This is a genomic window from Shewanella sp. c952 (genome assembly GCF_019654975.1).
Lineage (GTDB): Bacteria > Pseudomonadota > Gammaproteobacteria > Enterobacterales > Shewanellaceae > Shewanella.
Genome location: NZ_BPEW01000020.1, coordinates 79583 through 91725 on the forward strand (window position 1 = coordinate 79583; position 12143 = coordinate 91725).

12 protein-coding genes are annotated in these 12143 nt (G+C 41.7%); 8 read left to right on the forward strand and 4 right to left on the reverse strand.

The genetic code is table 11. The features are described from left to right. Positions 1–13: 13 nt before the first annotated feature. Positions 14–715, forward strand: coding sequence for a pseudouridine synthase (locus tag K5R16_RS14040; protein ID WP_220738183.1), 702 nt, complete (start codon positions 14–16; stop codon positions 713–715). A gap of 79 nt (positions 716–794) precedes the next feature. On the opposite strand, the gene K5R16_RS14045 is transcribed toward K5R16_RS14040, so the two are convergent. After that, entirely contained in the window at positions 795–2942 is a 2148-nt protein-coding gene (locus K5R16_RS14045) for a cation:dicarboxylate symporter family transporter (protein ID WP_259649884.1), read from the reverse strand. Between the two features lie 570 nt (positions 2943–3512). Between K5R16_RS14045 and K5R16_RS14050 the strand changes: the two genes are divergently transcribed. Then, complete coding sequence (locus K5R16_RS14050; protein ID WP_220738185.1) at positions 3513–4283, forward strand: hypothetical protein; 771 nt, start codon at positions 3513–3515, stop codon at positions 4281–4283. Between the two features lie 322 nt (positions 4284–4605). Here the strand turns inward: K5R16_RS14050 and K5R16_RS14055 are convergent, their stop codons facing one another. Further along, positions 4606–5502: a LysR family transcriptional regulator gene (locus K5R16_RS14055; RefSeq protein WP_220738186.1), complete on the reverse strand. Its 897-nt coding sequence runs from the start codon at positions 5500–5502 to the stop codon at positions 4606–4608. Positions 5503–5676: 174 nt separating this feature from the next. On the opposite strand from K5R16_RS14055, the gene K5R16_RS14060 reads away from it, so the two are divergent. Beyond that, on the forward strand, positions 5677–6201 hold the full coding sequence (locus tag K5R16_RS14060; protein WP_220738187.1) for an NADPH-dependent FMN reductase: 525 nt from the start codon (positions 5677–5679) through the stop codon (positions 6199–6201). Between the two features lie 295 nt (positions 6202–6496). Beyond that, positions 6497–7573: a LysR family transcriptional regulator gene (locus tag K5R16_RS14065; protein WP_220738188.1), complete on the forward strand. Its 1077-nt coding sequence runs from the start codon at positions 6497–6499 to the stop codon at positions 7571–7573. A gap of 27 nt (positions 7574–7600) precedes the next feature. On the opposite strand, the gene K5R16_RS14070 is transcribed toward K5R16_RS14065, so the two are convergent. Further along, positions 7601–8581: a LysR family transcriptional regulator gene (locus K5R16_RS14070; protein ID WP_220738189.1), complete on the reverse strand. Its 981-nt coding sequence runs from the start codon at positions 8579–8581 to the stop codon at positions 7601–7603. Between the two features lie 479 nt (positions 8582–9060). Here K5R16_RS14070 and K5R16_RS14075 point away from each other — a divergent pair, with 479 nt between their 5' ends. The 4 genes from K5R16_RS14075 to nrfD all read left to right on the forward strand — a co-directional run bounded on the left by K5R16_RS14075 (position 9061) and on the right by nrfD (position 11670). Continuing rightward, complete coding sequence (locus tag K5R16_RS14075; protein ID WP_259649885.1) at positions 9061–9480, forward strand: DUF2726 domain-containing protein; 420 nt, start codon at positions 9061–9063, stop codon at positions 9478–9480. Between the two features lie 84 nt (positions 9481–9564). Next, a complete protein-coding gene (locus tag K5R16_RS14080) occupies positions 9565–10038 on the forward strand; it encodes a nitrite reductase (RefSeq protein WP_220738191.1) in 474 nt (157 codons plus the stop codon). A 10-nt stretch (positions 10039–10048) separates the two neighbouring features. Continuing rightward, positions 10049–10732: a 4Fe-4S dicluster domain-containing protein gene (locus tag K5R16_RS14085; protein WP_220738192.1), complete on the forward strand. Its 684-nt coding sequence runs from the start codon at positions 10049–10051 to the stop codon at positions 10730–10732. Continuing rightward, on the forward strand, positions 10729–11670 hold the full coding sequence (nrfD, locus tag K5R16_RS14090) for a cytochrome c nitrite reductase subunit NrfD (RefSeq protein WP_220738193.1): 942 nt from the start codon (positions 10729–10731) through the stop codon (positions 11668–11670). Before K5R16_RS14085 ends, nrfD begins: the two co-directional genes overlap by 4 nt. Before the next feature lie 116 nt (positions 11671–11786). Here nrfD and K5R16_RS14095 read toward each other — a convergent pair whose 3' ends face one another. Beyond that, positions 11787–11960, reverse strand: coding sequence for a hypothetical protein (locus tag K5R16_RS14095; RefSeq protein ID WP_220738194.1), 174 nt, complete (start codon positions 11958–11960; stop codon positions 11787–11789). Positions 11961–12143 lie beyond the last annotated feature (183 nt).

Here is a 12143-nt window from a genome sequence, read left to right on the forward strand (position 1 = left end):
AGTCTCATCTTTTATGCGTCTTGATAAGTTTCTATGTAAAAGCACTGACCTTAACCGTGCTGCAGCCACTTTGTGTATTGAACTTGGCGAGGTCAGTGTAAATGGTTGTATTGTCACCGAAGCTCGATTTCAGGTGCATGAGAATAATAGTATTGTTTGGCAAGGTGAGCGACTTGTAGCAAGACCATCACGTTACATCATGCTGCACAAGCCACTCAACACTTTGAGCTCAAATGTCGATGGTGACTACCCGAGTTTATTCCATTGTATTGATATTGAACGCGCTGAAGATCTGCATATCGTAGGGCGCTTAGATGCTGACACCTCAGGGCTGGTGTTGCTAACAGATGATGGTCGTTGGTCATTCGAGATAATCAGGCCTGATAAGCAATGTCCTAAAACCTACCGAGTTATGTTACGCGATCCCATTGCTACTGATGTTGCTGAAAAGTTTAGCGCTGGCATTCAATTACAAAATGAAGCAAAGCTGACCGCTGCGGCAACACTTAAGGTGATTAACGAGCGAGAGGTGCTGCTGACTATTACTGAAGGGCGTTACCACCAAGTCAAACGGATGTTTGCCGCTGTTGGTAATCGCGTCAATGGTTTACACCGAGAGACAATTGGTGACTTGCAACTAGATCTAGCGGTTGGTGATTGGCGTTTTCTAACCGCTAAAGAGGTCGCTAATTTTATGGCTGCGGATCTCGTTTAGCCAGGACGGCGTCAATGAATTATCTTGGTGAAACGATAAACCAGCATCATTGCCATTAATAATGCTGGTTATCTTTTACCTACTCCACCCAATGCAATACATCACGGATAATCGACCAGCGCGGCTGTTTTTCGACGGCGCCTTGCCCGAGCATCCAATAGTTATAGATTTGATCTTGATGGCCATCGACTTTACGCAGCCTTTGCCAATTGTTGACATAATTGAGTAAGGATTGGTTTGATTGCGCCACTGCGTAAGCCACTGGGTAACGAGATTCCCCCTCTAGCAGCGCAATACCATAACCGGGGAAGAATAATGTCCAAGCAGAACCTGCCTGGGCGCTAATAACCACCGCATCATACTTATTTTTTTTCTGCCTAAAAAAGTCTTTATAACCATCAATTTTGACGAATTTTACATTCGGGGCTAGCAAACTTGCATCTTCAATCGCGTCACTATGTTCCACATAGGCAATGGTAACGGGGCCCATTTCGAGGATTTTGTCGTTGCTCTTAAAGGTGTTGACTAGATGGTCTTTGGTCGCGAGCGCAAGGTTTAACTCTAGCACTGGGTCGGCATAACTCAGTGCATCCATTTGCTCGATATCCATCGCTAAACCAGACATGGCAATATCAAAGAATCCTGCGTCTAATGCCTGAGCGAGTTTGTTTTTTCTAAACGGAATAAATTCAACTTTTACATCGAGATCTTCAGCTAATTTGGTTGCCATCGCGGTATCAAAACCAACCAAACGGCCTGAATTGTTGTAGTAGCTAAAGGGAACATTACTCGGTATGTAGCCGACTCTTAATATACCTCGACTACGGATCTGTTTTATTCCTGCTATGGGCGTGTTCGGGGTTGTGCCAATAATGGGAAATTGTTTGCTGACCTTAGTTGGAACCTTATCAGCCACTTGCATATTGGCAATCACACCACTGGTGGTTTCTGGGCTATGAATAAATAGTCCCATCCCGACGCGGCATACGACAAGTGTAAGCACTAAGCTGATACCAATGCCAAGCCCCATTTTTATTAGCTGTGGAGGACGTATTATTAGGTTTTTTTCAAATAGTGCCGCGGTGAGTAGAGTTAGTACAAATAGATTCATCACTGCAGCAATGGAGTTAAATTTGCCTGTAATAAAGCCAGACATAACAAATAGCTGGAACAGGTCTGACGGTAAGTGAACTAAATCGAGCATAAAGGGGATGGCGACATACACACTGCCAAATAGAGACAACAGTCCACTGATAGAAAGTGATGGAATACTGCTAATATCCACCGGGGTGCCATTAAACCAGCCTGCAAACAATACAAACAGAATCACAGTTAACTTGCCGATATTGGGGAAGGTAAAGGCAATAGGCACTAAAATTTCTATTAAGGTCGCACCATCTTCACTTAAGTTTTCATGCTCTCGCATGACTTGCTTACACTCTTCCACGATAACGGGAATTACAATGAAAATGTTACCGGTAGCAAATGCTGTGACTAAGCTCGCTTTTGAGATCCGCAGTGCTTGGGCGAAAGTGATAGGTGTTAAGGAGGCAACAATCCAAGGTAAAATCCAAAATGTAAGCAATAAACACAGTACAAAGTAGCTGATCAAATATACCTGCATACTGGCAAACTCGTCGACCCCCATAGTCCCAGCAGCAGAAGCGGACATTGCAAAAATACCCACGGGCAGAATTTTCACTAAGCCACGAGTGATGCGGGAGAAAATCTCGGAGCAGGTATGCATAAAGGTTAAAATTTGCTGTTTGTTTTCTCCCTGCATGCCAATAAGTGCGAGCCCCATGGCGATACTAAAAACAACCATCGCGGGAACGTAACCATCCGCCATAGACTCGAAAGGATTTGAGGGAATATAGAGTTTAAAGTAGTCGATCGGTGTCACGGGTTCGATGCTACTCGTGCTAAAGAAAGACGCAGACTCAACCACGGGGAAAGAGAGTGGCATCAGTGCTACGGTCAGTAAGCCTACTCCCCAAAGTAGTAGCATGATGATACCCGCTCGGCTAAAAATAAGCTTAGCGGTATTTTTTTGTAGCTTACCGATACCACCTACTAGAGATACGACGATATAAGGCAGAACAGTCATCTGCATCAGTAGAATGACACTAGTACCTATGGTGCCCATCCAGCCCACTGATTCACCAAAGAATAGACCGACGGCAAAACCAACAAACATGGCCACTAACATCTGGGTTGAGCTAGTCATAGATATTACTTTTTTTAGCACAGGTTCCGTCCATTATTATTTTTAATTGGTTTAAAGTTTTTGAGCATAGAGTGCTGTGCTTTAAACATCATAAGTCGCTAGGGAAATCATCAATATTGGAATTATTTTTAACGCTAATAAAGTCATCGTTAAATTAGCAAGGGCACTGCTGGCATACGCTGTCAGCCGTTAATTATAGATATAGAACGGTTTAACTTTAAAGTAAATATTTTAAACTTTTACGATTAACCTTAACAAACTGATTTGCTAACCGCCTAATTTTCATTATCTACTCAAGTGAGCCGTTTATTGTTCTATTTTTGAATATCGACTATATGCATTTTGAAAACACTCTCCCACTCATTAAGATTAGCTTTTCTATTGCTGCCGTTAACGGCTATGGCCTAATAGCTAAGGTTTATGGGAGCCACAGTTGTTAGCTAGCTCGCAAGTTTGCTAATAGTTGCTAGGCTTTAAACGACATTATGTTGGCATCTCTTGAACTCAGAATTCCCCTTTATCTAACTTAACGACCTCGATGCTGACTCACTCACTGAAAGGATGATAGGAATGAAAAATATTCTATTAAAGATAATTGTTGGCAGTTGGTTGCTGACAATGGGCTTGAGCAACGTGGCTTTAGCAGCTCACCATAAACCTGATTCGTTGGCTGACGTATGGGTTATGGTACCTAATCAAGGCCAACAAGCAGCATTTGAAAAAGCATTTGTTAAACATATTCAGTTTCGAGCCAGTAAGGGCGATCCGCGAGCGTGGAAAGTTTATCGGCCAGCGATTGGCACGGGCATGGATAGGTATATCATTCGTTACTGTTGTACCAAATGGAACGATGTAGATGGCTACCAGAAATGGCAAGCAGATAACAAAATTCTCGATGATTGGTACGCCAATGTGGCGCAGTATATAAATCATTACGAGCACTTTTACAGTCGTATTGATATGAAAAATAGCCACTGGCCCAAAGATAGTAAAGGTTTCAAGTATTTTGCAGTGACAAACTATCAAGCGAAAATGGGCAAAGCTAAATCAATCGCTGACGGAAAGAAGTTGCTTAGCGACAACGCTAAAGCGATGAAGTGGCCTTATTTATGGTCATGGGGCAATGCTATTGGTGGAGAAGGAGAGCTATCTCTTGTCATCCCTTATAAGAATTATGCTGAGATGACTCCACCGGATAAATCATTTTCAGAGGCATTAGCGACCCATATGGGGGATGAAGCTAAAGCGGGGGCAGCGTTAAAAGCTTGGTCTGAGAATTTTCACTCGACGACCTACACGGTTTATCGAATCGTTGATGAGTTATCGATGAAAGACAAGTAGTGTTAATTGAAGAAGCACTTAATAAAGCCGCTTTGCGGCTATATACCAATTGCATTAAGTATTTGACCAGTTCAGAGCCCCTCAGTCTTTTCAATTCAAAGCGCATTGGTAAAGAAATGGTTATTCCCTTTTAAGCCAATGCAAAGCAGAAGTGGAAAGACTGAGGGGCTCACGTAGTGCGGGTTTCAAAATGCTGTAAGCTTCGCTATGAGATTTGGATATAGAATAACTATTAGCTCAAATCCCACTACTTGCCTACAGCGCTTTGAATTCCCGCTGAATGGTCAAACTTTTAATGCAATTGGTATTATTCTTTTACAACCTATGCTAACCGCTCAGCTGCCAGATCGATAAATGCTCTCACTTTCGGTGATAGGTGTTTTCGGCTAGGGTAGATCACATACACATCAACAGTCGTCGTTGGAAAGTCTTCAAACAGCACTTCGAGCTGATTGCCCTGTAAAGCTTCCTGCATATAAAACAGTGGTAACCTCGCCACCCCATGCCCCTCTAAAGCCATCGAAAGCTGCATATGACCATTATTACAGAGGACTTTAGGCCGTATATCAACATAGAAAGGTTTGCCATCCTTTTCTACATAATCCCAGCGACTGGGGGATTTTAGGTTGGAGTAACAGATCCCATTATGAGTCGCTAGCTCTCGCGGATGATAAGGCTTTCCGTGACGTGAAATATACGTTTTTGAGGCTACAGTGAAAGCGCCGCAGCTGTATAGTTTACGGCAGATAAGACTAGATTCATCCAGTTGCGAGGATGCTCTGATAGCCAGATCGTAACCATCGGCAATCACATCAGTGCGATTATCACTTAAGTCTAACTCTAGGCTGACATTAGGATAAAGCTGCAGGTATTCAGAGATAATAGCTTTGAGATGAGCTTGGGCAAAACCGATGGGACAACTAAGTTTTAGAACGCCTTTCGGACTTACTTCGTGCTGTGTTATCAAGCCTACCGCTAGTTCAGCATCGCTGATTAGTTGCAGGCATTGTTGGTAATAGGCGTCACCTTCAGGGGTCAAGCCAATTGAGCGCGTGGTGCGATTGAGTAATCTAACACCAAGCCGAGCTTCTAGCTTATTGACCTCTTTGCTCACATATGAGGTTGAGTGACCTAATGCATCCGCTGCAGCTGAAAAGCCGCCGCTCTTAACTACTTGGGTAAATATCACCACACCGTCAAAAAGTTTATTCATAGTCATATGGAAACAGTCATTATCAATTCAGGTTATTAATTACTTATGAGTTGTAATATACACTGCTCCCTATCGAGTTGTCGCTCAAAACTTAGGCTTGTTGCTATTGGTTTCGCTGACAATTTAACGCTTTTACGCTGCAGGATTAACTGCAGAGACAACGGAATAAAGGATCAGAATATGAAACTATTAGCATTTGCAGCCAGCAGCAGTAGCAAGTCAATCAACAAACAGTTAGCAACTTATGCAGCCTCATTGGTAGAGGGCGCTGAAGTTGAGGTCTTAGACATAAACGATTATGAAATGCCGATTTTTAGCCAAGATAGAGAGGAGCAGTTGGGCCAGCCTGAACTCGCACAACAGTTTTTTGCCAAGTTAGGCGAAGCTGATGGGATTATCATCTCCTTTGCTGAACATAACGGCTCATACACCGCCGCTTATAAGAATTTGTTTGACTGGACCTCACGCATCGATATGAAAGTTTTCCAAAACAAACCTATGGTGTTGCTTGCTACATCACCAGGCCCAGGTGGCGCGGCATCTGTATTGGCCGCAGCCTCGGGTTCAGCCCCATATTTTGCTGCAGACGTAAAAGGGAGCCTATCTATTCCTAGCTTTTTCGATAATTTTGATATGGAGCAGCAAACGCTTAGAAATCCAGAATTGAAAGCCTCCCTTGTTGCTGCGCTGGCTGGACTGAAGTAAGCGAGTTAGCGACCTTACAGCGTGATAAATAGCCTGGCTTTGATAGTCAGGCTATTTGGTTGAAGCTACAACTATCCTTTCGCTATATTCTATGGCACAGAATCATTAGCCCCGTTTATCGTTATTTTTGTTGGTCGTATTGTGACCGGTTACGCAGTATTGCTTTTGTTCCAATGCTAAAAGTTGTCTTTGTATTTCATGTTTCTAGCCCATCTAACTTTGTGATTTTGGTCGCTGGTAACATTTCAATTGGGTTTATTCACCCGGAGAAGGCGCTAGCACAAGGACAACACTAATGCTTAAGCAAATTAGTCGGCTCGATTATTTCACCTTGCAGGTTTTTATTGGGCTCGTTGATTTAAAAAATGGCAGTGCAGTGGCAGCAAAACTCAGTACTAGTCAGTCGAAAGTCAGCCGTGCCCTGACAACGATGAGAGATGTATTGGGCGATGAGCTATTTGTCAGGCAAAAGTATGGATTTGAACCTAATCAAATTGCGTTAAAAATCACACCAATGGTACGAACCATATTAGAGCAACTTGATAAAATTATTGAAACAACGTTAGATAAAAAAGATGCGCCTTATGAACTTACTTTTGCGGCAAACGAGCACTGGTCGTTAACTGTTCTTAACTGCATCCAACAGTCGTGCCGCTGTGTTACTGGTGGTGTTTATGTCAATGTGCAGCCCTGGTCAGAGACGGTCAGTCAACGCCTATGCCAAGGAAAAATCGATTGCTCTATCTCTATAGAGCCAGTCAATCACCCTATGGTAACCGACACTAAAATAGGTGATATCAGCCACTTCTTTATTGTTGCTAGAACTGGACACCCTATTTTAAGTTCACCTGAGCCGCTTAAGGCTATCTTTGATTATAAAATTGCCTTGGTAAACTCTAACCTTCAGTCCCATCAGTTACATCGCATTGAGGAGTATGCGCAAGTTGCAGATATTGATATTAAAGTGGTGCTTAAAAGCCCTAGTGTGCGCATGGTTGTTGATCATGTGAGTATGACTGATGATGTTGCCATATTGGTTTCTGCAATGACTTATTATTATTTCGAAAATAGAAAGGACGTTGATTTCTTAGATATCTCGAATGCATGGAAATCGACTCAGGCTTTAAAATCTGATAGCTACTACTTGCACAGCCATCAAAGTGTCATGCCACCAATGGTTAACTGTTTGAAAAACTTATTGGGCGATAAACTGATTGAGATGCAGAGCCATTTTGAAAATATCAATACCGGCAATAATTCTCCAGCCCCCTTAATGACCTGCTGTACTAATAATGACTGCACTGCCACTAAGTGTAATGTTGACTGCTTACAGCGTACCTGTGCAACAGCCAACAATAGTGTTACTGAGTGAGCTTTGAATACAGCCACTAATCGATAGTTAGTGCAGACTGTGGCTAACAATATGATTAATCGCCTTGCTTATATCATCTAACGTGCTCGAACGGTTTGACTTTGCCTTTACTAAATAAATGGTAGGGTGAGGTTGAGACAAGTAGAGTCTGTTGGTTTCCATTTCAGATAAGCAACACACATGCAAACCTGGTAATAGATTACTGTGCTCATAAACCTTGCTATAGGGCAGTAGTGCCAAGTGATCTGTCTGTGCTAGAAGAGGTTGTAAGTCGTGAAAACTTAGATTGCTGTTAAAGTTATCGGTATTAGCTAGTCGACATTGGATATGATGTTGCTGGCAGTAAAATATAAAAGGATCAACGGAGGTCGGAGTTGCTAAGTCTTGTGCGCTGACATAGGGATAGTCAGCAATGGTATCTAAATCCAAATCTCGTTTTAGAATAGGGTGCAAGGCGTCGCTTACAAGGTACATATGGTTTAGCTTTTGTAAAGGGGTTATCTCTAATGCATTGGCATAAAACTGCAGTAATTCATGATTCGATTCTGTGACAATAGCAACATCTAAGGCTCCAGACTCTATGTCGGCAAAGGTATTAATTGATTGAGTGTGTAGCTTGTAACTTACATGAATTTCAGACTGCTCAATAGCTTGGTTAAGCTGCTGATGAAGGTGTTGAGCTAACATATCGCTGGCATATATATTGACTCGTTGGCTACCCAAAGCCGTTACAGATGTTGATAGCTGTTGTAAGTGATCTGAACACTGTAAAAGTTCTTTCGCGATAGGGTAGAGCTGTTGGGTAAACTCGTTTGGGACGAGCCCATGTTTCTTCCTAATAAATAAAGGGTTATTAAATATGAGTCTTGCATTTTGTAGGCAGCGACTTACTTTTGGTGCAGGAATATTCATTTTCTTTGCAACGTATGTTGCTGAATGCTGCTCATATAAATTAACGAGAATGCTAATGCTAAGTATGTCTAGATTTTCAATAGTTATATTTTGCATGCTGAACTCCTCACTATTTCAATCTTTAATATTAACCATACACCAATTGTTATGTTCGGTAAAATAATAATTGAACATACCTGTTTAATTTATTAATATATTCCGCGCTGGTTTTTAATATCAGCAACTATAGTTACCTCCTTAACCTTTGCGCTGCTAACAATTTGTTTTTAATCGATTTGTTTTAATTGTCTTTTAGTGTGAAGTTTGAGTTTCTATATTTTGATAACGTCATATCTACTTTCTGCATATCTGAAATTATTAATATCTATAATTGATTCTGTGATTGCTTATTGATTTATATATAATGATTTTTATATTTGTTGCTAACAGTTTTTTAAGGCGTAATAATTATATCGAAAATTAAAAAGTAAGTAAGAACTTGGAGGTTTATTATGAATGCCACAGTGATATTCAGTTATGCTTTTATATACTTTGTTTTATTTCTGATTGTTCCTCTCGTAATCGTAACTTTTGTAATGACATGCATTAAGTTTTTTAAAGCCAGTGAAGTTGAGATGGTAGGTGCTGAAATTAGTATTAAGCCTCATCTGCTTGACAAAGAGTCAATGCTTTTTTTGAAGAGCTTAAAGGAGATTGCTAATAAACGTTACGATGTGCTTTATGGAGCATCATTGGTCAATGTAGTTGATATTGACGACGCGGTGAGGAATCACGAAGAGGTTGAAGACTTTATGGAGCATTGTCACCTTGATTATGTCGTTGTCGACAACGAGTCATCTTCAGTTAAATTGGTGATTAGCAATCCTGATGAAAGCTCCCCTGAGCAAGCTAAGTTTATTGAGAAGTGCTTAGACTATATTGGTGTGCAATTCATCAAATTAGATAAACACCAACAGTGCGATGAAGCCCTAATAAAGACCGCGCTCGCCGCATAATCTAGTCCGACATGGCGCCAAATGAACAGATTTGGCGCTTATCCCATATCTTTTGCTATTCACCTGCTGGTGTAAGGTTTTGTGATGTCAATGACTAACCGTTACGGCGTTTCTGTTATCTATATCATTTGGTTCCTGCTCTTGTGGTTGAGTTTTCCTGACTTCCCTGTTGCTGCTGAAGTGAGAGATATCGACACTAGCCACTGTTTAAAATGTCATAAACGCAATGGCAAGATGCTGGGTTTGCATGCAAACCAAGGGCTAGCAATTGCCTGTGAAGATTGCCATGGCGAAAAAGGTAAGCATCCTAGAAAAGGTTCGACAATCATTGCTTATGGCATGGAAAGCGATACTGAAATCAGGGTACAAGTAGGGCAGTGTTTAGCTTGTCATGATCATGAAACGCTTGCGCTGGCGCATTGGACCCATAATGTGCATGCGACGCGAGTATCTTGTGCTCAATGCCATCAACTTCATAGCGAAACGGATCCGGTTTTGATGCTCATTGGCCCAGCAATGAGCCAATCATGTGCTAAATGTCATCAAGATAATCATTAGGAGACACAACGTGGATACTTCAAAGAGAAGATTTCTTAAAGGTTGTGGTGGTGTGATTGCTGGGGTTTCAGTGTATTCAATGACACCACAGCCACTGGCTAGAAATGCTGCAGTGGACAGTGATATTAAATATGCAATGCTACATGATGAAAATCTCTGCATTGGCTGTAATGCTTGTGAAGATGCTTGTCGAGAGGTAAACCAAGTTCCCTTAGGTGTCTCTCGAGTTAACATCGTGCGGACTGGTCCTTATGGGGAATATCCTGAGCAAAGTTATCGATTTAGTCGCCACTCTTGTCAGCACTGTGAAGCTGCACCTTGTGTCAAGGTCTGCCCTACGGGGGCCGCCTATATTGACAAAGACACTGGCATTGTTGCTGTTAACGAAGATCGCTGCGTAGGCTGCCAGTACTGTATTGCAGCTTGCCCTTATCAGATACGTTTTATTAATCCGCTGACAAAAGTCGCTGATAAATGTGACTTTTGTCAGCAAAGTCAATTATCTCGGGGATTACAGCCTGCTTGTGTATTGGCCTGCCCAACAAAGGCATTGGTTTTTGGAAACCTAAAAGATCCAAACTCAGCATTGGTTAAGGCGCTTAAGTCGAAACCCACTTACCGACAAAAGGTTGATTTGGGTACTCGGCCTAAGTTATTTCATGTGCGAACTGTTGATGGGGAGATAGTATTATGAGTGCTTTTCACTTTGATGGCCTAGTTTGGCATTGGCCTATTGCTATTTACCTTTTCTTAGCAGGGTTATCGGCTGGAGCAGTCTTTTTCGCCATTATGTTAAAGCATTTTAAGCTGGCTGAAAGGGCATATTTATCCCCCTTTGTGCAAGCGGCTGCCATTATTGCGCCCATTGCTGTTTGCGCCGGTTTAGGCATTTTGGTGATAGATCTGACCAAGCCGTTAGCATTTTGGAAAATACTGGTGTTTTACAACACCTCATCAGTGATGTCGATGGGGGTGCTTGTACTTTTGGTTTATCAATTAGTGCTTTTTGCCTGGATTGGCTGTGTATTTAGCTTGCCGGTAATTAAGTGGTTAGATGGCCGTTTTCATCTGCTTGCTAAGTGCTTAACGCTGTTGGCGAGACATGAGGATATTATTACCGGCGTGCTGGTGATCTTGTCATTATCTCTTGGAGCTTATACCGGTTTCTTATTGTCAGCCTTAATCGGCTTCCCGTTATTAAATAACCCTGTTTTGCCACTGTTATTCTTAATCTCAGGGCTGTCTTCTGGAGCGGCGGCGACGCTTTTGGGAGGAGTATTGATGCGCGGTAACCCTAATGGCACCGAAGTGAAATTTATACATAGGGTTGAGATCCCAATGATTTTAGTCGAAATTATGCTGTTATTTACCTTTTTTGCAGGGCTAATTTTATCAGGAGGACAAAGTCAGGTTGCAGCACTTAATGCTATTGGAGAGGGGTTTTGGGGCTGGATTTTTTGGGGCGGAGTGGTTGGTGTTGGGCTAACTCTACCTTTAGCATTTAATCTATGGATGAAGGTTTCATCAGATCGTAAGTTTACCTACGTTGCAGTGACCGCCAGCTTTAGCTTGCTTGGAGTACTGCTATTACGAAACTTTATTTTGTACACCGGACAGATGACTGGCGTGTAAAAAATATACTTTTAAAATTCAACTCAGAGTTCTTTTCTATAAAAAAGGCTGTTCACTTTATGTGAACAGCCTTAATCTATGTACGGTGAAAAGCGAAATCAACGATAATGTTGTTATTATTGATTTTGCTCCATAAGGTACTCATTGGCTTTGGCTAAACTGCCAAAAGAAGCAATTAGATTGCTTTGACCCTTTTCTTGGATTTCAGGATTTCCAGATTGGGTCATCATCCATATCCATGTTTGGATGAGTGGTAAAGGTGGATATTTTTGATTGGATGAATCCAACATACTTGCATCCCTTGATAGTTAATTTGAACCGAGCATTTCGATGCTCTTGATTCTGTTCACTCTAAAAATTGCAGTAAAGAGAGTATCAAACTCTTTACGGTTGGGTAACAATTTTTGCACTACTTTAAGCAATATTTGAGAAATAAGTAGATGAATATCTTTTACGACCAAAGATAATATCTC

What these genes read in the sequence shown, in the direction of transcription:
- K5R16_RS14075 (WP_259649885.1), top strand. Translation starts at nt 9,061, where the DNA reads ATGACATGCATTAAGTTTTTTAAAGCCAGTGAAGTTGAGATGGTAGGT.
- K5R16_RS14055 (WP_220738186.1), bottom strand. Translation starts at nt 5,502, where the DNA reads ATGACTATGAATAAACTTTTTGACGGTGTGGTGATATTTACCCAAGTA.
- K5R16_RS14045 (WP_259649884.1), bottom strand. Translation starts at nt 2,942, where the DNA reads ATGACTAGCTCAACCCAGATGTTAGTGGCCATGTTTGTTGGTTTTGCC.
- K5R16_RS14060 (WP_220738187.1), top strand. Translation starts at nt 5,677, where the DNA reads ATGAAACTATTAGCATTTGCAGCCAGCAGCAGTAGCAAGTCAATCAAC.
- K5R16_RS14070 (WP_220738189.1), bottom strand. Translation starts at nt 8,581, where the DNA reads ATGCAAAATATAACTATTGAAAATCTAGACATACTTAGCATTAGCATT.
- K5R16_RS14065 (WP_220738188.1), top strand. Translation starts at nt 6,497, where the DNA reads ATGCTTAAGCAAATTAGTCGGCTCGATTATTTCACCTTGCAGGTTTTT.
- K5R16_RS14050 (WP_220738185.1), top strand. Translation starts at nt 3,513, where the DNA reads ATGAAAAATATTCTATTAAAGATAATTGTTGGCAGTTGGTTGCTGACA.
- nrfD (WP_220738193.1), top strand. Translation starts at nt 10,729, where the DNA reads ATGAGTGCTTTTCACTTTGATGGCCTAGTTTGGCATTGGCCTATTGCT.
- K5R16_RS14095 (WP_220738194.1), bottom strand. Translation starts at nt 11,960, where the DNA reads ATGTTGGATTCATCCAATCAAAAATATCCACCTTTACCACTCATCCAA.
- K5R16_RS14080 (WP_220738191.1), top strand. Translation starts at nt 9,565, where the DNA reads ATGTCAATGACTAACCGTTACGGCGTTTCTGTTATCTATATCATTTGG.
- K5R16_RS14040 (WP_220738183.1), top strand. Translation starts at nt 14, where the DNA reads ATGCGTCTTGATAAGTTTCTATGTAAAAGCACTGACCTTAACCGTGCT.